Annotated in this window: 26 protein-coding genes; 6 read left to right on the forward strand and 20 right to left on the reverse strand. The window is 74.1% G+C overall.

The genetic code is table 11. The annotated features are described in order from the left end of the window. Positions 1-62: 62 nt before the first annotated feature. The 7 genes from mobF to NH342_RS09505 form a co-directional block, all read right to left on the reverse strand. The gene (gene mobF / locus NH342_RS09475; RefSeq protein WP_253014090.1) at positions 63-1616 is read right to left on the reverse strand and encodes a MobF family relaxase; all 1554 of its coding nucleotides are present in this window, start codon (positions 1614-1616) and stop codon (positions 63-65) included. 169 nt (positions 1617-1785) lie between these two features. Further along, entirely contained in the window at positions 1786-2589 is an 804-nt protein-coding gene (locus tag NH342_RS09480; RefSeq protein ID WP_253014092.1) for an ABC transporter permease, read from the reverse strand. 25 nt (positions 2590-2614) lie between these two features. Then, positions 2615-3448 (reverse strand): undecaprenyl-diphosphate phosphatase, encoded by an 834-nt coding sequence (locus NH342_RS09485; RefSeq protein ID WP_253014094.1) that lies wholly within the window; start codon positions 3446-3448, stop codon positions 2615-2617. Next, on the reverse strand, positions 3445-4209 hold the full coding sequence (locus tag NH342_RS09490; protein WP_253014096.1) for a hypothetical protein: 765 nt from the start codon (positions 4207-4209) through the stop codon (positions 3445-3447). Before NH342_RS09490 ends, NH342_RS09485 begins: the two co-directional genes overlap by 4 nt. Positions 4210-4332: 123 nt before the next feature. Continuing rightward, positions 4333-5247, reverse strand: a complete 915-nt coding sequence (locus NH342_RS09495) for a DMT family transporter (protein ID WP_253014098.1) — start codon at positions 5245-5247, stop codon at positions 4333-4335. Beyond that, positions 5244-5960, reverse strand: coding sequence for a polysaccharide deacetylase family protein (locus tag NH342_RS09500; protein ID WP_253014100.1), 717 nt, complete (start codon positions 5958-5960; stop codon positions 5244-5246). Before NH342_RS09500 ends, NH342_RS09495 begins: the two co-directional genes overlap by 4 nt. Then, on the reverse strand, positions 5957-7138 hold the full coding sequence (locus NH342_RS09505; RefSeq protein WP_253014102.1) for a hypothetical protein: 1182 nt from the start codon (positions 7136-7138) through the stop codon (positions 5957-5959). Before NH342_RS09505 ends, NH342_RS09500 begins: the two co-directional genes overlap by 4 nt. A gap of 150 nt (positions 7139-7288) precedes the next feature. Here NH342_RS09505 and NH342_RS09510 point away from each other — a divergent pair, with 150 nt between their 5' ends. The 3 genes from NH342_RS09510 (at position 7289) to NH342_RS09520 (ending at position 9715) form a co-directional block, all read left to right on the forward strand. Continuing rightward, a complete protein-coding gene (locus tag NH342_RS09510; RefSeq protein WP_253014104.1) occupies positions 7289-7984 on the forward strand; it encodes a response regulator transcription factor in 696 nt (231 codons plus the stop codon). Then, positions 7981-9333: a HAMP domain-containing sensor histidine kinase gene (locus NH342_RS24170; protein WP_253014106.1), complete on the forward strand. Its 1353-nt coding sequence runs from the start codon at positions 7981-7983 to the stop codon at positions 9331-9333. Before NH342_RS09510 ends, NH342_RS24170 begins: the two co-directional genes overlap by 4 nt. 103 nt (positions 9334-9436) lie before the next feature. After that, complete coding sequence (locus tag NH342_RS09520; RefSeq protein ID WP_253014108.1) at positions 9437-9715, forward strand: hypothetical protein; 279 nt, start codon at positions 9437-9439, stop codon at positions 9713-9715. Between the two features lie 51 nt (positions 9716-9766). Here NH342_RS09520 and NH342_RS09525 read toward each other — a convergent pair whose 3' ends face one another. The 6 genes from NH342_RS09525 to NH342_RS09550 form a co-directional block, all read right to left on the reverse strand. Next, the gene (locus tag NH342_RS09525; protein WP_253014110.1) at positions 9767-9934 is read right to left on the reverse strand and encodes a hypothetical protein; all 168 of its coding nucleotides are present in this window, start codon (positions 9932-9934) and stop codon (positions 9767-9769) included. Between the two features lie 52 nt (positions 9935-9986). Further along, complete coding sequence (locus NH342_RS09530; protein ID WP_253014112.1) at positions 9987-10586, reverse strand: hypothetical protein; 600 nt, start codon at positions 10584-10586, stop codon at positions 9987-9989. Next, complete coding sequence (locus tag NH342_RS09535) at positions 10583-12445, reverse strand: glycosyltransferase family 39 protein (protein ID WP_253014114.1); 1863 nt, start codon at positions 12443-12445, stop codon at positions 10583-10585. The genes NH342_RS09530 and NH342_RS09535 overlap by 4 nt, the downstream gene beginning before the upstream one ends. Before the next feature lie 98 nt (positions 12446-12543). Further along, on the reverse strand, positions 12544-13152 hold the full coding sequence (locus NH342_RS09540) for a DedA family protein (RefSeq protein ID WP_253014116.1): 609 nt from the start codon (positions 13150-13152) through the stop codon (positions 12544-12546). A gap of 60 nt (positions 13153-13212) precedes the next feature. Continuing rightward, complete coding sequence (locus tag NH342_RS24175) at positions 13213-14550, reverse strand: HAMP domain-containing sensor histidine kinase (protein ID WP_253014118.1); 1338 nt, start codon at positions 14548-14550, stop codon at positions 13213-13215. Next, positions 14547-15239: a response regulator transcription factor gene (locus NH342_RS09550; RefSeq protein ID WP_253014120.1), complete on the reverse strand. Its 693-nt coding sequence runs from the start codon at positions 15237-15239 to the stop codon at positions 14547-14549. Before NH342_RS09550 ends, NH342_RS24175 begins: the two co-directional genes overlap by 4 nt. A gap of 80 nt (positions 15240-15319) precedes the next feature. On the opposite strand from NH342_RS09550, the gene NH342_RS09555 reads away from it, so the two are divergent. Further along, the gene (locus tag NH342_RS09555) at positions 15320-16117 is read left to right on the forward strand and encodes a hypothetical protein (protein ID WP_253014122.1); all 798 of its coding nucleotides are present in this window, start codon (positions 15320-15322) and stop codon (positions 16115-16117) included. A 37-nt stretch (positions 16118-16154) separates the two neighbouring features. Beyond that, positions 16155-16826, forward strand: coding sequence for a response regulator transcription factor (locus NH342_RS09560; protein ID WP_253014124.1), 672 nt, complete (start codon positions 16155-16157; stop codon positions 16824-16826). Here the strand turns inward: NH342_RS09560 and NH342_RS09565 are convergent. Continuing rightward, entirely contained in the window at positions 16799-18217 is a 1419-nt protein-coding gene (locus NH342_RS09565) for a cell wall metabolism sensor histidine kinase WalK (RefSeq protein WP_253014126.1), read from the reverse strand. The two genes, NH342_RS09560 and NH342_RS09565, sit on opposite strands and share 28 nt — an antisense overlap. 141 nt (positions 18218-18358) lie before the next feature. On the opposite strand from NH342_RS09565, the gene NH342_RS09570 reads away from it, so the two are divergent. Then, the gene (locus tag NH342_RS09570) at positions 18359-18946 is read left to right on the forward strand and encodes a PepSY domain-containing protein (protein ID WP_253014128.1); all 588 of its coding nucleotides are present in this window, start codon (positions 18359-18361) and stop codon (positions 18944-18946) included. 181 nt (positions 18947-19127) lie between these two features. Here the strand turns inward: NH342_RS09570 and NH342_RS09575 are convergent, their stop codons facing one another. From NH342_RS09575 to NH342_RS09600, 6 genes are all read right to left on the reverse strand, one after another. Then, positions 19128-19538 carry a PaaI family thioesterase gene (locus NH342_RS09575; RefSeq protein WP_253014130.1) on the reverse strand — a complete coding sequence of 137 codons (411 nt, stop codon included), beginning with the start codon at positions 19536-19538 and terminating at the stop codon, positions 19128-19130. A gap of 126 nt (positions 19539-19664) precedes the next feature. Further along, positions 19665-20906 (reverse strand): APC family permease, encoded by a 1242-nt coding sequence (locus NH342_RS09580; RefSeq protein ID WP_253014132.1) that lies wholly within the window; start codon positions 20904-20906, stop codon positions 19665-19667. A 41-nt stretch (positions 20907-20947) separates the two neighbouring features. Beyond that, on the reverse strand, positions 20948-21370 hold the full coding sequence (locus tag NH342_RS09585; RefSeq protein ID WP_253014134.1) for a PaaI family thioesterase: 423 nt from the start codon (positions 21368-21370) through the stop codon (positions 20948-20950). After that, entirely contained in the window at positions 21367-22470 is a 1104-nt protein-coding gene (locus NH342_RS09590; RefSeq protein WP_253014136.1) for an ABC transporter ATP-binding protein, read from the reverse strand. The genes NH342_RS09585 and NH342_RS09590 overlap by 4 nt, the downstream gene beginning before the upstream one ends. Then, positions 22467-23333 (reverse strand): ABC transporter permease, encoded by an 867-nt coding sequence (locus NH342_RS09595; RefSeq protein WP_253014138.1) that lies wholly within the window; start codon positions 23331-23333, stop codon positions 22467-22469. Before NH342_RS09595 ends, NH342_RS09590 begins: the two co-directional genes overlap by 4 nt. Then, complete coding sequence (locus NH342_RS09600; RefSeq protein WP_253014140.1) at positions 23330-24091, reverse strand: ABC transporter permease subunit; 762 nt, start codon at positions 24089-24091, stop codon at positions 23330-23332. Before NH342_RS09600 ends, NH342_RS09595 begins: the two co-directional genes overlap by 4 nt. Between the last annotated feature and the right edge of the window lie 15 nt (positions 24092-24106).

Raw genomic sequence — 24106 nt, forward strand, 5'->3', positions numbered from 1 at the left:
CCGCCACCGTCACCGCCCAGGGCCTCAGCTCACGATCGACACGACGAGCGAGGGACGGGGACCTACCTGGCCATCAGCGGGGACTTCTCGATGGCCACCCGTGGGGACTTTGGCACGGCCACGGACAACAAAGCGCAGGTGACGACGTCCTCGACCACCGCGTCGAGCTCGGCGGCACGAATGCCGGACAGGCGGACCCGTCGCTCGGCCTCGGCACGCACATGCACCTCTGCCCAGGTGGCGTTCATCAGCGACACGCGCTCGACCGCCGACGCTGCAACCTTCGACACCCACCCCGGGGTCACAACCGGTCCGGTCGGAGCGCCGGACGGGTGCAGCGCCCGGTGAAGGTAGGCGTCGAGCTCGTGCTCACCGCCGAGGACTGACAGGGCTGACGTCCGCCAGGCGGCGCGCTGTTCGGCGTAGGTCAGCGGTTCGTGCTTGGCCTGCCGGGTCTCCAGGTTCGCCTGCTGCGCGAGGCGGGTCGCCTCGAGTGCCGTCGGGGGGCGGCCGTGGTCGGTCTGGAAGGCAGCACTGAGCTCTGCCCGGCGGGTGTCGATGGCTGCGCGACGGGATGACCACACGCGGGGGAGTGGGCCATCGACCCCGACGATCTCCCGCACCGGCCGCTTCCCAGGCTCCCCGCCAGGTCGCTCGGCGAACCGGACGCCCAGCCGTTCGGACAAGAAGGACTCGATGCGGGTGTTGTACCGCTCGGATGCGGCGACGGTGTTGGCGTACAGGGGTCGGCCATCGAGGGCTTGCCAGCGCCCGTCCAGGGTCTGGACCTTGTTGCTGATCGCGACATGGGTGTGCAGGTCAGGATCGCCGGCCCGGGAGTCCCGGTGGGTGAAGGCTGCCGCGAGCAGTCCGCGTGCGTCGACCTGGGCGACGCTGTGCCGGCCGGCTCGGGTGTAGGTGGCGTGGTCCTCCAGCCAGGCCAGCACGTCGGCAACGGCGTCGGCGTGGGCCTGCTCGATCACGTCGGCGATGTCGCGGGATGCGATGGCCCACAGCGTCGACACGGACTTGACCGGGCTGAAGGTGAGGTCGTAGCCGGCCACGGCCGTGGTCCTCTGGCGGGAAATCCGTGCCAGGTGGCCAGACAACTCGCGGGGGTCCAGCGGATCGCGACCGAACTGTTCTCTGAACATGTCCGACGCGATGGCGGTGCCGATGCGGGCCCGATCCTCCGCTGGGACCGGGGCTCCAACGGCCTCACCTCTGTCGGCGTTGAGCTCCTGGTAAGCCCTCGCGCAACGCCGCCGGAATTCACCGTCGTCGGTGAACAGCGGGTAGGGCGCGCCGAGCCGGGATGCCCTGTCGGCCGCAGCTGGGCTGGACCCAGCGGCGACGGCGTCGCTCTCGACCTGGGCGCGGTTGGGGTGACGTCCCTCCCCGAACAGGGCGCGCATCTGCGCTTCGAGAACGGTGCAATCCGGAGAGAGTCCAGCCAGACCGTGCACACCACGGCCCATCCAGCGGCCCGGTTCTTCACCCCGAGCCGTGTAGTAACCGGACAGACTGCCGGTGGGGGGTGCCGTCGTGTCCTGCGCTGCTACCTGACGGCTCAGGTATGCATAACCGTCTCCGGCGGTCAGCTTGTGCACCGTCATCACGTGTAGGTCAGGCAACCTCGGTTCCGAGGAGCTGTCACCCGGGGAGCAAGAGGTGTGTGGGCGTGGATCTTCCCCGGTCCTGTGCTGATCGGAGTCGTCGTCCTCTCCGGACGGAAGGAGGACGCGAGGACAGTGGTCGAGATCAAGGCTTCGGTCTGCCGTTCGATCACAGCATCCGGGGGTGCGTCCTGGATGCGGCCGGGCCGCTGCGCGTCACAGCACCTCGGGTGATCTGCTCGGTGACCACCCAGACCGCGATCACCTCGGCGGCCAGCAGCCCGACCAGGACCAGCAGCTGGGCGGCGCCGGCCTGCAGGGCGCTGCCGCCGCCGAGCAGGACGCCGACGTAGGCGCCCGGCAGGGTGACCAGCCCGACGGTCCGGGTCTGATCCAGGGCGGGGACCAGCGCGGTGGCGGCGACGGGCTGGGCGACGAGCATCGCGGCGTCCCGCGGCAGGAAGCCGAGGGCGAGGGCGGCCTCGACCTCGCCGTGCCGCTGCTCGAGCTCGTCGAGCATGCGGCGGCCGGCCAGCGAGGTGGCCGACATCGCGCCGCCGATGACGATGCCGGCGATCGGGACGACGGCCTCCCCGCGCAGGGGGACCGAGCCGCTGGCCAGTACGAGGCCGAGCACCGGGAGCACGCCGGCGGCGATGGGTGCGGCCAGCAGCATGGCCCGGCGGGGCGTCCCCTGTCCCCAGGTGGTGCCGCCGGTGACCCGGCCGGCCGAGGTGGCCGCGGCCACCGCCAGCATCAGCACCGCGAACGCCGCCGACGCCCACAGCGACCCGACGACGGCCACGATCACCGACGAGACGGCGGCCAGCTGGGCGGTGGCCCGCAGGCACGCCCACAGCACGGGCCGCTGCTGCCCGAGCCCGGACACCCGGCCCGCCACCACACCGAGCGCCAACAGCGCGGCAAGGGCGATGCCCAGGCCGGGGCCCAGCGCGACGATGGAAGACCCCATGCCGGTCATCCTCGCCGGGTGACGCTCACCGAGCGGCGAGCGCACCGCCCGCCACGAGTCCGAGCACCACGGCGCCCAGGACGACGCGGTAGACGACGAAGGGCACGAAGCTGCCGCGCTGCAGGTAGCGGAGCAGCCATGCGATGACCGCCAGGCCGATCGCGAAGGAGACCACCGTGGCCAGCACGGTCGGGCCCCAGGCGACCGGGGCGCCGGCGGTCGCGCCGTGCAGGGCGTCGTAGGCCTGGTAGGCGCCGGACCCGAGCACGGCCGGGACGGCGAGCAGGAAGGAGTACCGCGCCGCCGCCTCGCGCGTGTAGCCCAGCAGGAGGCCGGCGGTGATCGTGCCGCCGGACCGGGACACCCCGGGGACCAGCGCGAGGGCCTGGGCCAGCCCGAAGACGACGCCGTGCCCGACCGTGAGCTCCTCCAGTGTGCGCCGCTTGCGGCCGACCCGGTCGGCGACCAGCAGGAATAGCGAGAACACGATGAGCGCGGTGGCCACGATGCGCAGGTCGCGGAAGGTGGTCTCGATGGTGTTCTGCAGCAGCAGGCCCAGCACCACGATCGGGATGCTGCCGACGATGATCAGCCAGCCCATCCGGGCGTCGGGGTCACCGCGGCGTTCCCGGTGCACGAGGGAAGCCACCCACGCGGTGACGATGCGGGCGATGTCTCGGGCGAAGTACACGAGGACGGCGAGCTCGGTGCCGATCTGGATGATGGCGGTGAACGCCGCACCCGGGTCGGGCCAGCCGGCGAGGGCGCCGACGATGCGCAGGTGCGCGCTGGAGGAGACCGGCAGGAACTCGGTCAGCCCCTGCACGACCCCCAGGACCAGGGCCTCGAACCAGCTCACCGGGTCGCCCGCCGGGCCGTGCCGGACACGAGGACCGCGATGAGCACGAGCCCGGTCACCGCGACGGGGACGTCGCCCAGGCCGAGGCCGCCGGCCAGGTGCGCGGGCTTGCCGAGCCAGTCGGCGACCGAGGCCCCCAGCGGGCGGGTTAGCACGTAGGCGGCCCAGAAGGCGACCACCGGCGACAGCCCGAACCGGGCCCAGCCGACCCACGGCACCACGATCGCCGCGGCGAACAGCACGATCGACCCGGCGAAGCCCAGGTGCCAGACGACGGCGGCCAGGTCACCGAGCGCGGTGCCCAGGGCGAAGGTGGTCAGCACCGCCGCCCAGTACAGGAGCTCGCGCCGTCGGGTGGTGATGCTGTGCACGTCGAGGGTGCCCTCGAGGCGGTGCCACACCGCGAAGACCGCGGCCAGGGCCAGGGCGGCCAGCCCCGCGGTGACCGGGTAGGGCAGGCCGAGCACGACGTGCGGGCCGTCGGCCACCATCGTGCCGAACACCGCGACCATCGTGACCGCCGTCCAGTAGCGGCCCGGCTGGAACCGGTCGGCGCGCAGCTGCCACCACAGGGCGGCGACCAGGCCGAGGCCGGACACCGCGACGGCCACCGGCAGGTTCCAGGCCGCGGCCCCGTCGGCGGCGGCCTCGCCGGTGCCGGTGGTGAGCACCTTGACCAGCCAGAACACCGCGGTGACGGCGGGGACCTTGACGGTGGTGACCGGAACCCGGGGGCGGGTGGACGGGGCGTGCTGCGGCACGGGCTGCTCCAGAGGGGGGACGACGAGGCGGGGGGAGCTCGGCGTCGAGCCCGTGAGGTGGTGCCTGGGCCGGGAGGGCCGCGGTGATGGTGGAGGGGGGATCCTGACGAAGACCTGAACGCTTCATCCGTACGAGGCGAGCACCGGCACGCGGTCCTCGTCCCCGGCCGGGTCGCTGCTGCCCCGGCGGGCATCACGAGCGGTGGCGCACCGTCCCACCCCGACGACCCCGGCGACGAGCAGCACCAGGCCGGCCAGCTGCACCAGGTGCGCGACCGGCCCCCCGGCCAGGCCTTCGGCGAACACCGGTCCGGCCAGGGCGACCGCGACCACCGGCTCCAGCGCCGAGGCCACCGGCTGCGACTGCACCAGTGGACCGGCGGCGTAGGACCACTGCGCGAGCGCCGTGCCCGCAAGCCCGACACCGACCAGGGCGTAGACCGCCCACGCGAGCGGCCACGCGGTCACCGGCAGCGCCAGCACGGCCTTGAGCAGCACCCCGGTCAGCCCGAACGCCAGCCCGGAGCAGGCCGCCAGCGCCGCCGCGGGGCGACGTAGACGGCCGCGGTGCACAGCGAAGCCGACGGCGGCCGATGCGGCAGCGAGGGCCCCGACCGCGGCGGGCAGCGCCCAGCTGACGGCAGCCCCGCTGCCGGCCGTGGGGGCTGCACTGGTCAGGAAGACGACCAGACCGGCGACGACCATTCCCGCGGACCACCACTGCCCGCGTCCCGGCAGTGGACGGTCAGGGTGGCGACGGTCGACGAGCGCGCCGAGTGCCAGGGCCAGCACGAGCCCGACGCACAGGATCGGCTGCACCACCACGACCAGACCCACCGCCAACGCGGCGGCGTGCAGGACGAGCCCGAGAGCACCCAGGGCCTGGCCCAGTACGAACCCGGGACGGCGCAGCAGCCGGCCGGCCCGGGACCACCACGAACCGTCACCCGAGAGTGCATACGCGGCGGCCCGGTGGCCGATGACCGTGGACACCGCGTAGGCCGACGCCGAGGCCAGTGCCAGCAGGGCCGCGGTCATGCCGCGGTCAGGTGGTCGCGCAGCGGCCGGACCTGCAGTCCCTGCTCGTCGAGGCGCTCGGCCAGCAGCGGCAGCGTCCGGGCGGTCGTCCGCCACGAACGGGGGGTGCTGGTGCAGTCAGAGTCGTGCAGCAGCAGGGTGCCGCCGTCGGCCAGGCCGGACATCACGTTGTCGAGCACCCAGCCGGGGTTGGCCTTCTGCCAGTCCCGGCCCCACGCGGTCCACAGCACGGGGGTCAGCCCGAGGGTGCGGGCCGCGGTGAGTGACCCGGAGGTGAACACGCCGTAGGGAGGGCGGAACCAGCGCGGGTCGGTGCCGGTGAGCGCGCGGATGTCGCCCAGGGCTCGGGCGAGGTCGGCGCGGACCTGGGCTGCGGTGCGGAGGAGGTGGACGCGGTGCAGGTCACCGTGCACCGCGATCTCGTGGCCGGCGGCGACGACCGAGCGGGCCACGTCGGGGTGGGCGCGGACCTGGCTGCCCAGCATGAAGAACGTCGCCGTCCACCCCAACCGGTCCAGCTCGGCGAGCACGGCCGGGGTGCCCAGCGGGTCGGGACCGTCGTCGAAGGTCAGCCCGATACCGCTGGGCCGCCCCTGCCCGGACAGCCGTGGGAACGGGCGGCGCAGCGGACCGATCGAGGTCAGCGCCGGCGCGGCGTGCCACAACCCGGCTGCGGCCCCGGCCACTGCGGTGGTCATGGTCGGGGCGCTCACGCCGCCACCGCCAGTGCCGCAGCCCGGGCGGCCGGACGAGCCAGCTTGCGGGCGGCGGGCACCCAGGACAGGACGGTGTCGGTGGGGTCCGGCATGGCCGGCGGGGTCCGGTCGCGGCCCAGCTGCTCGAGCAGGGCGGCGCGCAGGTCGACCGGGTCGGTGGCCCACGGCCCCAGCCCTGAGTCGTGCAGCACCGCGGCGTTGGCCCGACCGTGCCCGGGGATGGGCTTGTAGGTCACGGTGGGCAGCCCTGCGACCAGGGCCTCGGTGCAGGTCAGGCCTCCGGCGTTGTGCACCAGGACGTCGGCGACCTGCATGAGCCGGTGCACATCGGTGCGCCAGCCGAGCGCGACGACGCCGGGCAGCCGGTCCAGCCGGTCGCGCAGTGCCGCGTTGCGTCCGCACAGCACGACCGGTGTGAACCCGGTGGCGGCCACGTCGAGCGCGGCACCGGCGACGTCGCCCAGACCGAGGGACCCGGCGACCAGCAGGGCGACGGGCCGGTCGGTGCGCACGCCGACCTCCGCGCGCAGGGCGACCAATTCGGCGAGGTCCATCGGCTGCCCGAAGCGAGTGGGCACCAGCGGTCCGGCGACGGTGAAGCCCAGGTCGTAGTCGCGGCGGCCCTGGGCGGCGGTGGCCGCGGTGACCGTGAGGTGGGCGTCGACGGCCGGGTGCAGCCAGCTGACGTGCACGGCCGGGTCGGTCAGGTAGGTCAGCACCGGGACCGTGATGTCCCCGGCGGCGCGCAGCTCACCCAGGGTCTGGGCGGCCAACGGGTAGGTGGTGACGACGACGTCGGGGTCGATTGCACCCACCCAGTCGCGCACGGTGGTCTCGGCTGCGTGGCAGATGCGCCGCTCGATCGCCCACAGCAGACCCCGGTGTTCGAGCCGCCGGTAGAGCAGCTCCACCAGCACGGGTGCCCGCCCGACCCCGCCGGCGTACCCGCTGCGCAACGCGCGGGCCAGCGGCGGCCGCAACGCGTCCAGGAGGTCCCGGACCTCGACCTGCGCACCAGCCGCGGTCAACCGGGCGGCCAGTTCGTGGGCGGCGCCGTCGTGACCGGCGCCCACGCTGCCGGTCACCACGAGCACCCGGGCACCCGAGCCGGGCAGGACGCCGTCGGTCGGGGTCGCGGGACGGTCCAGGACGGTGCGGGCTGCTGGGCTGGCCACGGGGCTCTCCTCCATCGGTCGGGAACACCGCCGATGCTGCTGCGGTCTCGGCCAGCGGTCGGTGGGTGCACGGTGAGCGCCAGGCAAATCCCTGTCCCAGGACCACCGGAGGCCCCGTCCGACCCGCGGACGGGCCCTACCGTCACCGGCATGGCGGACCTGCTGGTGGTGGAGGACGACGAGACGATCGGGGGCGCCCTCGGTTCCGGGCTGCGGGCCCACGGGCACTCGGTGTCCTGGCAGCGCACCGCCCGCAGTGCCCTGGACGCCGTCGCCGGCCGGTCCTTCGACCTCGTGCTGCTGGACCTGGGCCTGCCCGACCTGGACGGCATCGAGGTCTGCCGCCGCATCCGAGCGGTGCAACCGGGCTGCGTCATCGTGGTGCTGACCGCACGTGCCGAGGAGATGGACGTCGTCGTCGGCCTGGAGGCCGGCGCCGATGATTACCTGATCAAGCCCTTCCGGTTCGGCGAACTGCTGGCCCGGGTGCGCGCACACCTGCGCCGCAGCTCAGCTGTCCCGGCCGCTCAGGCACCGGTCGTCGTCGGCGACCTGGTCGTCGACCTCGCTGCCCGCCGGGTCACGATCGGGGGAGCCGAGGTGGTGCTGCGGACGAAGGAGTTCGACCTGCTCGCTCGGCTGGCAGCCCAGCCGGGTGCCGCGGTCAGCCGCGAGACGCTGATGGAGGACGTCTGGGACGCGCACTGGTTCGGGTCCACCAAGACCCTGGATGTGCACGTGGCCGCGCTCCGGCGCAAGCTCGCGGTCGTCGCCGATGGACGCGGGGTGCCCCAGCCGCAGATCAGCACGCTGCGGGGGCACGGGTACCGGCTGGACCAGCCGTGAGTGACGAACGACCGGTCCGGCATCGCCGCTGGGCCAGCATGCGCGGCCGCATCGTCGCTCAGGCCGTGCTGGCTGCGGTCGTGGCCACCACCTTGTTCGGACTACCACTGGGCTACGGGGTAGCGCAGTCCTTCCTCGGCGACGAGCAGAGCGAGCTCGAGCGGATCGCCGACGTCGACGCCGTCTCCGTCGCCTTCGATGTCGCTGCCGGCCGCACCCCCACCGGTCTGGGCGACGGGCAAGGCAGGGACAGCACCGTCCTCGTCGCGTTCTACGGCACCGACGGGCAGCTGGTGGCCGGCGACGGACCCCGGCGACTCGACCCGGCCTCGGCGGACGCCCTCGGCGATGGGCGGGTGTCGACGGCGAACGACATCGACGGCCAGCTCGTCGTGGCCGTCCCCGTGGTCGACGGGGACACCACCCGCGGGGTCGTGCGCGCGGCCACCGACTACAGCGCTGCGCGGTGGCGCATCGTGGCCACGTGGGCGGGCATGCTGGCCCTGGCTGCGGCTGCCATCGGCATCACCTGGTTGTTGGCCCGCCGTCAAGCCGCCCGACTTGCCCACCCGTTGGAATCACTCGCGGTCGCGGCACAGCAGTTGGGCGAGGGCGATTTCAGCTCCCGGACCGCCCGCAGCGGGATCGTCGAGATCGACGCCGCCGGGTCGGCGCTGGACACGACCGCCGGTCGCCTGGGTGCCCTCGTGACACGGGAGCGAGCCTTCTCCGCTGACGCCTCGCACCAGCTGCGCACCCCGTTGACCGGGTTGCGGCTGTCCTTGGAGACCGCTCTGGAACTGCCCCCGGAGGCGCACCGGGGAGCGATCGAGAACGCGCTGGCCTCGGCCGACCGACTGGAGGCCACGATCACCGACCTCCTCGCGCTCGCCCGCGACACCGGCGCCCACGGAACCCCGCTGGACCCGACGCAGTTGATCGCGGACGTGCAGGCGACCTGGGGCCCTCTGCTCGCTCGGCACGACCGCGACCTGGCGATACACGCGGAGGACGACCTGCCCGGTACGGCCGCCTCGGCCGCCGCCGTGCGCCAGGTCGTGGGTGTGCTGGTCGACAACGCCACCGTGCACGGAGCCGGCACCGTCACGGTCTCCGTCCGCGATGCCGGCGGTGTGCTGGCCGTGGACGTCGCCGACGAAGGCACGACGCGGCTGGAGGTCGACCGCCTGTTCATCCGCAGCGCCCACCGCGACGGCGGCCACGGCATCGGCCTGGCGCTGGCCCGCACCCTCGCCGAAGCGGAGGGCGGCCGGCTGCGCGTGGCCAGCCCGCTGCCCCCCGTGTTCACCCTCCTGTTGCCGCCGCAACCGGGGGTCGAGGACAGCTGAGCGCCCACTCGGGCACTCCCGACCCGGCCGGTCGTCGGGAAGTTTGCCGTGCGGAGATGTCGCGCTGCCCGGCCGCTGACCTGCGGGGGAACAGGATCGGCGCATGTCCGCAGCACTCGCCCAGGTTCTGCCTCCGGCGCCGGCGCCTCTGGTTCTGCACGTGGCCGCCCCCATCTCCACGTCGGCGCCGGGCGGTACGGCCATCCTGGCCGACTCGCCGGTCACGGGCGACTGGGGGTGGCGTCTGGTGATGGCCGTTCTCGGGCCGGTGGCCCAGGCCAACCCGGACGTGGCGCTCGCTGTCCTGCGCACCACCGACGAACTGGTCGGCAGCGGGCACGCCTGGGTGCAGCGCCTGATCGGACATCCCGCACCGGAGTGAGCACCGAACGGCACGACGGCAAGATCGGCCGCGGCATACCGGCCCGCTGACTCAGGGTGGACCCTCGTGGACGTCGTCGACGGGGTCCTCGCCGCGGTCGCGACCTCCCAGATCCCCGCGGGCCACCTCTTGCGGGACGTCGTTCCGCCATGCCCGTCCGAGCACCAGCGCGAGGGCCACGACACCTCCCACCTCGGCGAGGAACGCGAGCGAGGTCATCACGAGGTCTTCGAGAACCTGCATCGGGGCGCTGTCACCGCCTGCGTCGTGCTCATCTGTGTGCACGCCACTCCGGCCCGACCCGGGCCCACTCGGTGTCCCAGGCTCGAGCCCGGATGCGTCCCAACCAGGACCGAGTGGCCCAGGACAGGGCGCCGACGGGGACGAGGACAAGGAATCCCGTGGCCAGCCCCGCGCCGAGACCAAGGACGGCGGGGCTCGCTCCGGTGTCCGACGGGGGGCCGCCGGTGACCGTCGACACCCGTAGTGCGACGGTCGCGCCTTCGTGAGCTGTCGGCGGGACCGGCACGAGCTCGTGCCTGAGCTGGTGGGGGTGCGCCGGGTCCGACCAGGTCGCGCGCGCGGAGGGGGTGCGGGAGAGGAGACCGGTCGGCACCCATGTCGGCGGGGTGTCGACGTGGGCGGCGACGACCGTGGTGGCCCTGTCCTGCACCTGCTGCACCCCGCTGGCCCGGGCAGCGACGTACGCCCCGAGCACGGTGCCCAGGGCGACCGCTGAGATGACGGCGACGACCGCCAGGAGCCGCAACCCGGTCTCCACGTGGTCGACCCTGCGCTTGAGCGGTCCACTGCCCAGCAGTGCTCGACGCACCCACCGCACCCCGATGCCCGACCACCCCCGGCCGCTCATCCTGGGTTCCCGGAGGCGCCGGACGGCGAGACCGAGAGGTCCAGGACGTCCCACCCGGAGTAGTGGTGGACGGGGAAGTGCCGTCCCGCCCAGTCCTCGATCGAGCTCAGAGTGCTCCCGGGTGAGGCAGGGGTGGAGCCGGATGCGACCACGAGGTAGCGGATGTCCCCGTCCAGCACCCACCGCTGGAACTGCTCGAGGGTGGGTGAGGGGTCGTGACCGGTGTAGCCGCGGAGTTCGAGGACGGGGTCTCCCGTGGCCAGCTGCAGGTCGGCGGCACGGCGTCCGGGAACGGCTGCCGCCCACCGGTGACCGGGCGCATCTCGGTGGACCAGCTCGGTGACCTCGAGCGGCACCGGACTGCCTGGGCGGAAGCCTGGATTGGCCGAGAAGCTGGTCGTCCCTGGTCCGGCTACCGGCCCAGAACCCTGGTGGACGGCTAGAGCGGTGGCGACGGACCAGGCGGTGGGCCCGGCCAGCATGCTGACCAGCACGCCGGCGACCATGCATGCCCGGGCGGTCCGGGACAGCGGGCTGGATCCGGGGGAGGTCGACCGCACGAGGTGGATGCCACCCAGACCGGCACCAGCGAGGACCACCGGGATGACCGCCGCGGGCCAGGCGAGGCCGCGCAGGAGCAGCCCGGTCGCCCACGCGGCCGACAGGCCCACCACCGTCGCCAGGACGGGCCCAGCCCAGGACTTCTGGGTGCGCAGGCGCCAGAGCCTGGTCCCGGCCACCGCGCAGAGCGCCGCGATCGCCGGGGCGATCTGCACGCTGTAGTAGCTGTGCGATATGCCCCGCAGGCCGCTGAGCACGAGGCCGACCACGACCAGCCAGCTGCCCCACAGCAGCAGACCGGCCCTGGTGGGGTCCGTGCGTGGGAGCCGGCGGATCAGCACCGGGGTCACCCCGACGAGCAGGAGCGCTGCCGGCAGCAGCCACCCGGCCTGGTCCCCACCGCTGCCGAACAACCGACCCCAGTGCGCGTTGCCCACGTGCCCGGCGGTGCCGGTGACCCGCGCCAGCCCGTCGTACCCCAGCGCCAGGCCCACGACGCTGTTGTCGTTCGATCCGCCGATGTAGGGCCGCTCGGCCACGGGGGTCGCCTCGACCAGGAGGACCCACCAGCCTGCGCTCACCACCATCGCCGCACCGCCGGCGGCCAGCCGGCCGAGGCGTCGACGGAGTGGGCCGGGTGCGGCGACGAGGACGGTCACCGCCAGGGCGGGGACCACGAGGAGGGCTTGACCCAGTTTGGTCAGGAAGGCGAGGCCGATCAGTGCGCCGGCCGCGACCACCCACCCGCCACCGCCCTCCGCGCGGTCCACGGCCCTGGTGACCGCGTAGGCGGCCGCGACCAGGAGCAGCACCATCAGGGCGTCGGGGTTGTCGTAGCGGGCGAGCAGCGTCACGACCGGGGTCACGGCGAGCACGGCCCCGGCGACCAGACCCGCTACGTCCCCGGCATGCCGACGCACGGTGGCGACCAGCAACGCGATCGCGGCCACTGCGCAGGCCGCCTGGGGCCACAGCACCGAATCCGGTGACAGCCCGAACACCCGGGCCGACAGGGCGGTCAGCCAGATCGCGGCCGGAGGTTTGTCGATGGTGATGCCGCCCGAGGGGTCCAAGGAACCGAAGAGGTAGGCGTGCCAGTCCAGCGCGCCTGCCTGCGTGGCGGCCGCGTAGTAGGCGTTCGCCCAGCCCGAGCGGGCGGCTCCGACGGTGTACAGGACGCCGGAACCGATCAGCAGAGCGAGCAGGGCGGGAAGGAACCACCGGGCTGCAGGGCCCGTGCTCGTCGCGGCCGGGGGTGCAGCTGTGGCGGCCGGGACCGGGGGAGCGGCGGTGGTCATGGCTCACCGTCGCCCCGGGCACCTGACGACGACCTGAACGTCTGTCGTGGTGCTCACCGGCGGTCTGGCCGGGCGGCCGGGGGCTGTCGCGCCGTTGGTCAGGCCGTCGGGCGGGTGCGACGTGCCCGGAGGGCCTCGACGGCGACGGGGACCAGGGACAGGACGACGATGCCGAGGACGAAGAGCTCGACGTGGTCGCGCACGACGGCGACCTGCCCGAGCCAGAAGCCCAGCAGGGTGACGCCGGCGGCCCAGGCGATGCCACCGATGACGGAGTAGATGGCGTAGCGGCGCAGGTCCATCCGGGATGCCCCGGCCATGACGGTGGCGAAGGTGCGGACGATGGGCACGAACCGGGCGAGCAGGATCGTCCGGGCGCCGTTGCGGTCGAAGAAGGCCTGGGATCGCGCCACGTACTCGGCCTTGAACAGGCGGCTGTCGGGGCGGTTGAAGACGGCGGGGCCGGCCTTGCGCCCGATCCAGTAGCCGACCAGGTTCCCGGCTGTGGCGGCCAGCGGGAGCAGGACCAGCAGCACCCACAACGGGGCGATCAGCCCGCCGGCGGCGAGCAGTCCGGCGGTGAACAGCAGGGAGTCACCGGGCAGGAAGAACCCGACCAGCAGACCGGTCTCGGCGAACAGGATCGCCATGATGCCGATGAGGCCGAAGGTGTTGATGAGGTTCGTCGGATCCAGGAAGCCGCCCATGCCGACCACCGTCGGACACCGATCCTGTACAACGCCTGAACGTGGCCGGTGCTCCGGGTCTCACCCGCGCGGCAGGACGATCTCGATGCGGCCGTGGTCGCCGGCCACCGCCGTCACCGCCCCGCCGGCGGCCAGCACCAGCCGCCGGGTCAGTGCCAGGCCCAGTCCTGCGCCGGTGTGCCCGTCGTCCGGGTCGCCGCGGTACCCGGGGTCGAAGGCCCGGTCGGCGGACTGCTCGGTCATCCCCGGGCCGTCGTCGAGCACCGTGACGACCAGGTGCCCGGAGCTGGCTCCGGCCTGGATGCGCACGTGGCTGGTGGCGAAGCGGACGGCGTTGTCGACCACCGGGGACAAGGCCCGGACGAGGACGTCGACATCCACCCCGACGACGAGGTCGGGATCGCCCACGATGGTGACGGGAACCCGCACGTCCTGGGCGTCGGGGTCGGCCAGGACCACCAGCGCGTCGACCAGCCGGGTCCGGCCCGGGGTGACGGCCTCCGCGCTACGCGCCGCGCTGAGCATCGTCTCCAGGATCGACGCCATCGCGCGGGTGGACCGGTCGATGGCGGCGTGGGCGTCAGCCAGTGCGCGCGCGTCCCGCGGCTGAGCGCGCAACAGGTCGATCTCGGCCTGCACCCGGGCCAGCGGTGTGCGCAGCTCGTGGGAGAGCTCCTCGGTGAAGCGCTGTTCGTGACGGAGGACGGCCGCTTGCCGGTCCAGCAGCTGGTCCAGGGTGCCGGCCAGCTCGGCGAGCTCGGCCGGGCGCGGGCCGTCGCCGAACCGTAGGTCGGTGTCGTCGGCGCTCCACCGGCCGGCCTGGGTGGTCATGTCCTGCACCGGGCGCAGCGCGCGGGTGACGTTGGCGCGCAGGACCAGGTGCACGACGACGACCAGCAGGAGCGCGACCCCGACGCTGCCCAGCAGCGCAGTCCGCTCGACCTGCCGGTAGGGCGACAGGGAGGTGCTGGTGACCACGGCGGCCACCTGCTGTCCGCCGTCGGTGATCGGCAGGGCCCGCAGTCGTAGGTCGTCCCCGAGGTCGACGGTCCTGGCGCCCTGCGCGGCGAGGTCGACGGCCTGGCGGTCCAGTGCGGCGGTGCTGCCCGACGGGGTCTCCACGATCCGGCCGGCGCCGTCGATGATCCAGGTCCCGACGTCCAGGGCCTGGTCGTCGCGGCCGTCGAGCACCGTGACCGTGCCGTCGGCGGCCACGTCGACGGTCTGGGCCACGGCTTCGGCGCGGGCCTGCAGGACGTCGTCGGCCTGGCCCGCCAGAACCCGGGCGAGGAGCTCGTTGGCGCCCACCGCCAGCAGCAGCACCCACAGGGCCACGACCACGGTGGCCGACCAGGACAGCCGGCTGCGCAGGCTGGTCCGCGCCGCCCGGGCCCTCACGTGAACGTGTATCCGACGCCGTGCGCGGTGCCGATCGACCGGCCCGGGTCGCCGGCGGCGTCGACCTTGCGACGCAGCCGGGCGACGTACTGGTCGAGGGTGTTGTCGGCGACCTGGGCGCCGTCGGGCCAGCCGGCGGCCAGCAGGTCCCGCCGGCGGACCACTTCGCCCGGCCGGGCCATCAGGGCGGCCAGCACCCGGAACTCCGTCGGGGTCAGCCGCTGGGCCCCGGCCGGGCCGGCCAGGGCATGGGTGGTCGGGTCCAGGGTCAGTCCCGCACTCACCGGGCGTGCGGCAGCGGAGCGCCGCAGGGCCACGCGTAGGCGGGCCAGCAGCTCGCTGAGGTGGAACGGCTTGGCCAGGTAGTCGTCTCCGCCGACCGCGAACCCGGACAGCACGTCGTGCAGCTGGTCCCGCGCGGTCAGGAACAGGACCGGCGCGGTCAGCCCCTGTGCGCGCAGCGCCTGGCAGACGTCGCGGCCGTCGGAATCCGGCAGCCCGATGTCCAGCACGACGGCGTCGAAGCCGTCCCCGGTGTCCCCGTCTGCGCCGCGCACCGCACCCAGCGCGCCCGCGCCGTCCCGCGCGGTGACCACGGTGAAGTCGTTCTCGCGCAGCCCGCGGGCCAGCACGTCGCGCAGGCCGTGGTCGTCCTCGACGACCAGGATCCGCGGCTGCAGTCGGCTCACCAGGCCATCATGCGTGACCGGAGCGCACGACCGGTGAACCGTTCAGGTCGTGTGCAGACGCGTTCCCCGACGCTGCCGCCATGACCACACCCCTGGCCCCCTCGACGGGGCGCGCGCTGCTGAACAAGGTCCCCGAGGTCACCATCTGGTTCTGGGTCATCAAGATCTTGGCCACGACGGTCGGGGAGACCGCCGCGGACTACCTCAACGACACCCTCGGGTTCGGCCTCACCAACACCACCCTGGTCATCGGCGCGGGCTTCCTCGTCGTCCTCGGCCTCCAGTTCCGCGCCCGCCGCTACATCCCCCCGCTGTACTGGGCGACCGTGGTGCTGATCAGCGTCGTGGGCACGCTGATCACCGACAACCTCACCGACAACCTGGGCGTGCCGCTGGAGGCGACCACCGCGGTGTTCGCCGTCGCCCTGGGCCTCACCTTCGCCGGCTGGTACGCCGCCGAGCGGACGCTGTCGATCCACTCCATCGTCACCCGCCGCCGGGAGGCCTTCTACTGGCTGGCGATCCTGTTCACCTTCGCCCTGGGCACCGCCGCTGGTGACCTGACGGCCGAGCGGCTGGGTGCGGGCTACTGGCTCTCGGCGCTGCTGTTCGCCGCGCTCATCGGTGCCGTCGCGGCCAGCCACCTGGTCTTCAAGGCCAACGCGGTCCTGACGTTCTGGATCGCCTACGTCCTCACCCGCCCGCTGGGCGCCTCGCTGGGTGACGGGTTCTCCCAGGACAAGGTCGACGGCGGCCTCGGCCTGGGGACGACGCTGACCAGCGTGCTGTTCCTGGCCACCATCGTCGCCGTCGTGGCCTACCTGGCGGTCAGCAAGCGCGACCAGCTGCCCCCGGTCGAGGCGGACGCGCTGCGTTGAGTCGACCCGCCGACGGCCCCCGGGCGGAGTGGTGAAGGTGCTGCTGGTCGACGACGAGGTCGGCCTCGCCCACGCCATCGCCCGGGGGCTGCGTGCCGAGGGTCACTCCGTCGATCTCGCTCACGACGGGATCAGCGGTCGGGACGCCGCCCAGGAGGGCGGCTACGACGTGGTGGTGCTGGACATCATGCTGCCGGGACTGCACGGCTACCGGGTGCTGGAGGAGCTGCGCGACTCCGGGGTCACCACCCCGGTGATGATGCTCAGCGCGAAGGACGGCGAGTACGACCAGGCCGACGCCTTCGACCTGGGCGCGGACGACTACCTCACCAAGCCATTCTCCTTCCTCCTGCTCACCGCCCGCCTGCGGGCACTGGCCCGGCGGGCCCGCACCGGCCCGTCCCTCGTCCTGCGTGCCGGGGACCTCGTGCTGGACCCCACCCGGCACCGGGTGAGCCGAGGCAGCGCCGAGATCGCGCTCACCCCTCGCGAGTTCGCGCTCCTCACCTACCTCATGGAGCGGCCCGACAGGGCGCTGAGCAAGCTGACGATCCTGCAGGAGGTCTGGGACGACGCCTTCGACGGGGACGTCAACAACGTCGAGATCTACGTGGGCTACCTGCGCCGCAAGATCGACGTGCCTTTCGGCCGGGCCAGCATCCGCACCGTCCGCGGCGTGGGCTACCTGTTCGACGCCTCCGGCGGCTGAGCAGGCAGCCGGACCAGCAGCCGAGCACCGGGGAGTACGTCCGGGTCGGTGAACTCCACGTGCCCGCCGTGGGCCAGCACGACTTCCCGGACGATGGCCAACCCGAGCCCTGACCCCCCGTCGCCGCGGGCCCGGGCCTCGTCGAGCCGGACGAACCGGCCGAACACCCGTTCCCGATCCGCTGCGGCCACCCCGGGTCCGTCGTCCTCGACGGCCAGCCACGCACCGCCAGCCGCCCCACCGGCGGCCGGTCCGCTCGTCAGGTGCAGCCGGCCACGGCTGTGCCGGACCGCGTTGTCCACGGCGTTGCGCACCACCCGAGCCAGGGCCGCCGGGTCGCCCCAGGCGCGAGCGGCTGCCAGGTCACCGGTCACCACGAGACCCGGCTGTGCTCTCAGTCGGGAACGCTCGGCAGCGAGGAGGTCGTCGAGGTCGACGTCCTGCCGCCGGCCCACCCGGTGATGCCCCTCGTCGGCGCTGGCCAGGGTCAGCATGTCGCTCACCAACCGTTCCAACCGCGCGACCTCGCCCAGGACGAGGTCGTGCATCGGATCGGGTGGGCCGACCCGGCGGGCGACCTCGGTCTGGGTACGGATGGTCGCGATCGGGCTGCGCAGCTCGTGGCCGGCGTCGGAGACGAACGCACGTTGCTGGGCCACCGACGTCTCCAGGCGTGCCAGCATCGCGTTCATCGTCGTGGCCAGCGCGGCGATCTCGTCCCGGGTCCGCGGCTGGGGCACACGAGCGGACAGGTCCGCGGCCCCGATCCGAGCGGTCCGGGCCCGGATGACCTCCACCGGCCGCAGTGCCCGGCCCACCGACCACCAGGTGGCCAGCGCGACGACGACCAGCAGCACCGGCACCCCCACCGCGGCCAGCCGGGCCACCAGGGCCTGCGCGTTCTCCGCTACGGCCAGCGACTGCACGGCGACCACCCGGTCCGCCCCGCTGCTGCTGGGTACCCCGAGCACGACGAGGCGGAAGGTGTCGCCGGGCTCGCCGACCACGGCGCCGTCCACCTGCCCCGACTCCTGATGCCCGGGGCCGGGGGTCAGACCGGTCAGGGCAGGCACCCCGGCCAGGTCGGTGCTGGCGGCCACCACCGTGTCCCCGCGGAGCACCTGCACCATCGCACCGTCCTCGGAGCCGCTGATCTGCAGGCCCCCCGAACCGTTCAGCCGGAGGTCGGCGGCCACCTCCTGCACCCGCGTGCTCGCCGATGCCGTCACGGTGTCCTGCACGGTGCGGCCCACCAGCACGACGAGGACCGCGGCCGCCAACGCCAGAGCGACGGCCACCACGGCGACGGCAGCGGCCGTGGCCCGGGCGCGCATGCCCACCCGGCCCGACGGCAGGTCGCCCTCCATCACCTCGGCTGGGGTGGTCTGCACAACGGCAGGTTAGGTGCGTGGCCCCGTCGTCCGGCGGCCGTCAGCTGAGGAGATCCACAGCGAGCACAGCTGCGTCTCAGCACCCGCGACGGATGGTGATGGCACAGAGCGGGACCCGCTCTGCTACATCGAGGAGGAACCGTGAAGCTCCGTCTGACCAAGGGCAAGCTCGCCGCCGCCGGCATCGCCACCGCACTCGCCATCGGTGGCGGTGCCTCCATCGCCGCAGCCAGCGGCCCCGACACCGCCGCCACGTCGACCACCGCCACCTCCGACCAGGTCGGCGCCGACCAGGCCGACAGCGGTCAGGCCGACGGGGAGACCGCCGACGGCCCCGACGGCGGCCCCGGCAGCGAGCAGGACGCCGCGGACCCGACCTTCACCGGCACCGTCCCTGCCCCGGCCGCCACCGAGGTGCCTGACGGGCAGGAAGCCGCAGGCAGCGACGGCGCCGAGCAGGCCGCCCTCCAGGCCCTTGCGACGGTCACCCAGGCCCAGGCCGAGCAGGCCGCGCTCGCCGCGGTCCCCGGCTCGGTGACCGAGACCGACCTGGACGCCGAGAACGGCTACGTCGTCTACAGCGTCGAGGTCAACGGCGCCGACGGCACCGTCACCGAGGTCACCGTGGACGCCGGGAACGGCAGCGTCCTCGCCCAGCAGGCGGGCCAGGCCCACGACCCGGCCGATGCCCCCGACCAGCCCGAGGGTGCCGGCGACCCGCAGGACTGAACCGTACCGGACCAGGACGGGCGCCGAATCGATGCTCCGGCGCCCGTCCTGCATCGAATCTCTGGTTCGAGTCCAAGCGGGGGAGCCACCACGCAGGGCCCGGCGCACACGCGCCGGGCCCTGTGCGCGTCGTCCCGGGCCGGCGTCCTCGTCGGGGGCGTCGAGCAGGGAGGGGTCGCGGTCAGACCCAGGGCACGACGGTCTTGGTGATCTGGGCCCGGGCGACGACGACGTCGTCGACCTGGGCGACGGCGGTCAGGAAGGCGGTCCGCCGGCCCCGGCGGTCCAGGTGCGCGCTGGCGTGCACGCAGACCCCGGCCGGGGCCGCGGACACCAGCTGCAGGGCGACGGCATGGGACACCGCGTGCTCGTCGGGGGCCAGGGACGGGGCCAGGGCGAGGTAGGCGGCAACCTCCATGGCGGCCGACAGCGCCGATGCGTGCGCGCCGCCGGCGCCGTTGGCGGCCAGACCCTCGACGGGGAGCCGTACTCCGGCCTCGGGGCGGGCGGGGTCGAGCAGCTGCACCCCCAGAGCTGCGGTCAGCGGCACGGCCAGCACGAACCGGGCGCGGTCCCGGGCCGGGGAGGTCACAGGTCACCTGCGGCGGTCAGGTCGGTGAGCATCATGGGGTGTCCTTCCCCGCCCGGCGGCGGTCCAGCCCGGGGACGAGGCGCCTCGGAGAGGGTGCGCGGCCCCGTCGTCGTCCGCACGCGCTGGTCACCGGCGGTGGTCGCGGCCGGACCGGAGGATTGTGCGGCCAATGAGCCCCACTGCGACGACCACGAGCCCGGTGAGGACCGAGGCCGCGGGGAGCGAGACGGCGAGCACCAGGCAGCCGAGGAAGCCCAGCCCGGGCACCCACCGGGCCGGGCGGCCCGCGCGCGGCAGGGTCCAGGCCGCGGCGTTCGCGACGGAGTAGTAGAGGAGGACGCCGAACGACGATGCCCCGATGACGACGGTCAGGTCACCGACCAGCACCAGGACGCAGACCGCGACGGCCAGGGCCGCGTGCGCGACGGCCGGCGTCCCGCTGCGGGGCTGGACGCGGGCGAGGGCGGAGGGCAGGTCGCGCTCCCGCGCCATGGCCAGTGCGGTGCGGGTGACCCCGGCGACCAGGCCGAGCAGCGCCCCGCAGGCCGCGGTCACCGCGCCGGCGGTCGCCACCCAGGCCAGGTCAGGAACCGGTCCCGCCCGGACGGCGTCGGCCAGCGGGGCCACCGACCGGGCCAGCTCGGCCGGGCCGAGCACCGCCAGCACGACCACCCCGACGACGGCGTACAGCGCCAACGCCAGCCCGAGGGCGAGGGACACCGCGCGCGGGATCGTGCGGCCGGGGTCGCGCACCTCCTCGGCGAGGGTGGCGATCCGGGCGTACCCGGCGAACGCGAAGAACAGCAGCCCCGCCGCGGTCAGCACCCCGCCGGGACCGCCGATGGCCATGGTGTCCGGGGCCGCGCCTGCGGGCAGCGCACTCAGCACCACGACCGCCAGCGCCGTCAGGGTGAGCGCCAGCAGCACCCGGGTGACGCGGGCGGTGCGGGTGATGCCGGCGGAGTCCACCGCGACCAGCACCAGGACCGTCCCGAGGGCGACCGGCCGAGCCTGGCCGGGCCAGAGGTAGGCGCCCACCGTGAGCGCCATCGCCGCGCACGACGCGGTCTTGCCGACCACGAACGCCCAGCCGGCCAGGAAGCCCGGCCACGGCCCGAGCCGGTCACGGCCGAAGGCGTAGGCCCCGCCGGAGACCGGCAGATGCACGGCGAGGGCCGCGGTGCTGGTCGCGTTGCACCAGGCGACGACGGCGGCGACCGCGAGACCGGCCAGCAGCCACCATCCGGCAACGGCGGCCGCAGGCGCCCAGACGGCGAACACCCCGGCACCGAGCATCGAGCCCAGCCCGATGGCGACGGCGTCCCGGGTGGTCAGCCGTCGCCTCAGCCCCCCAGCTCCCGCTGCCACGAGGAGATGGTGGACCGTCGACCCGACCCCGGCGTCGGCGATCAGGACCAGGGCACCACGGACATGGTGATCCGGGCCCGTGCGACGAGGTCGTCGCCGAGGCGGGCCACGGCGGACAGGGTGGCCGTCCGCGGCTCGCGGCGGTCCAGGTCCGCCGTCGCCTCCACCCACACCCCGGCCGGGGCCGCCCCGAGCAGCTGCAGCGCCACCACGTGCGGGACCGCGTGCTCGTCGGCGGTCAGGGACGGCGCCAGTGCGAGGTAGGCGGCCAGCTCGAGGGCGCCGACCAGTGCGGAGGCGTGCGCGCTGCCCGCCCCGTTCCCGGTCAGCCCCGACACGGGCAGCCGGACGCCAGCCTCGGGGTGGGCCGGTTCGAGCAGCTGCAGCCCGAGGACGGCGACGAGCGGCACGGACAGCGCCAGGTGGGCACGGTCCAGCGCCGCCGTGGTCTGCGGGGCGGTCACAGGTCGGCCGCCGCGACGAGCAGGACCGGCCGGTCGGTGGGGGAGACGTGCACGGCGGTGCCGGGGACGAGGTGGGTGGACTCGGTGCTGACAACGTCCGCGGCCACCTCGGTGCCGTCGGGCAGGGCGGCGGTGATGCGGGTGGTGCCGCCGGAGAACGTGCGGGTGACCACCCGTCCCGTGGCTCGTTCGTCGGCCCGGACCAGCACCTGCTCCGGGCGCAGCAGCGCGACGACGTCCCCGGTCGGCACCGGACCGGCGACGGGCCGGGTGGTGCCGAGCAGGTCGACCGCGCCGTCGGGCCGCTTGGTGGCCGGCACCGCACTGGTGGTGCCCACGAAGCGGGCGACGAAGGAGGTGGTGGGCCGGGAGTACAGCTCGTCGGGGGTGGCGACCTGCTCCAGCTTCCCGGCCCGCAGGACGGCGACCCGGTCGGCGACCGAGAGCGCCTCGGCCTGGTCGTGGGTGACGAAGACGGTCGTGGTGCCGAGCTCCAGCTGGATGCGCCTGATCTCCTCGCGCAGCTGCACCCGTACCTGGGCGTCCAGCGCCGACAGGGGTTCGTCGAGCAGCAGGACCTGCGGGGCGACGGCCAGGGCCCGGGCCAGCGCGACCCGCTGCTGCTGGCCGCCGGAGAGCTGGTGGGGGTAGCGGCCGCCCCGGTCGGCGAGGCCGACGAGCTCGAGCAGCTCGGCCGCCCGCGCCTGCCGCTCCCTCGCGGGACGGCGGCGGACCTGCAGGCCGTAGGCGACGTTCTCCGCGGCGGTGAGGTTGGGGAACAGGCTGTAGGCCTGGAAGACCATGCCCGTGCCCCGCTTCGCCGGTGGGGTGCCGGTGACGTCCCGGCCGCCGATGAGCACCTGTCCGGCGTCCGGTCGCTCGAAGCCGGCGATCGCCCGCAGGGCCGTGGTCTTCCCGCACCCGGACGGCCCCAGCAGGGCCAGGAACTCCCCGCCGGCGATGTCGAGCTCCAGCCCGTCGAGGGCCAGGACGTCGCCGTAGCGACGAATCAACCCCGACAGCCGCACGCCGACCCCGCCGCGGTCGGCGGGGTCCGCCGCGGCCGGTGGGGTGGTCGGGTGGTCAGTGGTGGCGGTCATGGGGTGTCCTTCCCCGCGCGGCGGCGGTCCAGGGTGGAGATGAGCAGCAGCAGGCCCCAGGTGACCAGGAGGGACAGCACGGAGACCGAGACCGACAGCTGCGGCTGGGAGCCGGAGATCTCGACGATCCAGGTCGGGAAGGTCTGGAAGCCCAGCAGGGAGGCGATGGTGAACTCCCCGAGCACCAGGGCCACCGTCAGGAACGCGGCGTTGAGCACCGCCGTGCGCAGCACCGGGAGGACGACGCCGATCAGCACCCGCGGCCAGGAGGCGCCCAGGTTGCGGGCGGCCTCGGTCAGGGTGCGCAGGTCCACCGACCGGATACCGGCGTCCAGGGCCCGGTACACGAACGGCATGGCCAGGACGACGTAGACCAGCACGAGGATCCAGGGCAGCGCCGGCTCCTGGAGGGCGAAGAACGCCTCGGCCAGCGGGGTGCCGTAGAAGTAGTCCGGCGCCCAGGCCAGCACGCTGCGCACCCCGACGACCAGCGCGATCGGCGGCAGCATCAGCGGCAGCAGGGTCAGCAGCTCGACCGTGGCGCGCAGCCGGGGCAGCCGCAGGTCGACCAGCACCATCGTGGGCAGCATCAGCAGCAGAGCCAGGACGACGGTCAGCGCTGCGAGCAGCAGCGACCGGCCGAAGGCCTCGGCGAATCCGGGTGCGGTGGGCACCCCGGTGTAGAACCGGGCCGTCAGCTCGCCGTTGCTGCGGATGCTGAACCACACCGAGGCCGCGATCGGCACGAAGAAGTACAGCCCCAGGACGGCGAGCACCGCCCACCGCCACGCACCCCCGCGCCGTCGTGGTGCCGCCGCGGCGACCGTCTCCGCCGTCGGCGTGGTCGGCAGGGTCGCGGTCACCGCAGCCACCGCTGGGTGCGCCGCTGCACCCAGGTGTAGAAGATCAGCACCAGGCCGACCAGCACCACCATGCCCAGCGCCAGGGCCTTCCCGACGTTCTCCGAGCCCACCAGCACGTTGGAGCTCAGCGCGTCGGCGATCTGCAGCGGCACCAACGGGATGCTCGAGCCCACCAGGGCGCGTGCGGTGGCGTAGGCGGCGAAGGAGGAGGCGAACAGCAGCATCGTGGCGCCGAGGACCGGCGGGGCCAGCACCGGTCCGCCCACCCGTCGCCAGTACTGCCAGGCGCTGGCGCCCAGGACGTCGGAGGCCTCCCGCCACTGCGGCCGCAGCCCCTCCAGCGCCGGGACGATGGTGAGCACCATCAGCGGGACGAGGAAGTACAGGTAGACCAGCGCCAACCCGGTCATGGAGTACAGGCTGAACCCGGCGAGCCCGACGCGGCCCAGCAGCGCGGTCACCACGCCGGCGTTGCCGATGGTGGCGATGAAGGCGAAGGCCAGCGGGATGCCGCCGAAGTTGGCCAGCACCCCCGAGGCGGTGAGCACGAGCCGACGGAGCAGCTGCCCGCGGCGGGCCTGCAGGACCGCGACGGCGAGGGCGAGCCCGAGGACCGCGCCGAGCACGGCGGTGATCGCGGACAGCTGCAGACTGCCCAGGTACGCCCGGCCGTAGGCGCCGCCGGTGACCGCGGTGACCGAGGCGGTCGACCAGGACTCCTCGTAGGTGACCGGGTCGGTGGCGCGGAAGGCCTCCACCGCCAGCACCCCGAC

The organism is Klenkia sp. PcliD-1-E (genome assembly GCF_024124375.1).
GTDB lineage: Bacteria > Actinomycetota > Actinomycetes > Mycobacteriales > Geodermatophilaceae > Klenkia.

Bases quoted from the DNA above. Each gene is read 5' to 3' on its own strand.
- NH342_RS09535 (WP_253014114.1), bottom strand. From the start codon at position 12,445: ATGACCACCGCCGCTCCCCCGGTCCCGGCCGCCACAGCTGCACCCCCG.
- NH342_RS09520 (WP_253014108.1), top strand. From the start codon at position 9,437: ATGTCCGCAGCACTCGCCCAGGTTCTGCCTCCGGCGCCGGCGCCTCTG.
- NH342_RS09530 (WP_253014112.1), bottom strand. From the start codon at position 10,586: ATGAGCGGCCGGGGGTGGTCGGGCATCGGGGTGCGGTGGGTGCGTCGA.
- NH342_RS09540 (WP_253014116.1), bottom strand. From the start codon at position 13,152: ATGGGCGGCTTCCTGGATCCGACGAACCTCATCAACACCTTCGGCCTC.
- NH342_RS09525 (WP_253014110.1), bottom strand. From the start codon at position 9,934: ATGACCTCGCTCGCGTTCCTCGCCGAGGTGGGAGGTGTCGTGGCCCTC.
- NH342_RS09590 (WP_253014136.1), bottom strand. From the start codon at position 22,470: ATGACCGCCACCACTGACCACCCGACCACCCCACCGGCCGCGGCGGAC.
- NH342_RS09555 (WP_253014122.1), top strand. From the start codon at position 15,320: ATGACCACACCCCTGGCCCCCTCGACGGGGCGCGCGCTGCTGAACAAG.
- NH342_RS09510 (WP_253014104.1), top strand. From the start codon at position 7,289: ATGGCGGACCTGCTGGTGGTGGAGGACGACGAGACGATCGGGGGCGCC.
- NH342_RS09480 (WP_253014092.1), bottom strand. From the start codon at position 2,589: ATGGGGTCTTCCATCGTCGCGCTGGGCCCCGGCCTGGGCATCGCCCTT.
- NH342_RS09495 (WP_253014098.1), bottom strand. From the start codon at position 5,247: ATGACCGCGGCCCTGCTGGCACTGGCCTCGGCGTCGGCCTACGCGGTG.
- mobF (WP_253014090.1), bottom strand. From the start codon at position 1,616: ATGACGGTGCACAAGCTGACCGCCGGAGACGGTTATGCATACCTGAGC.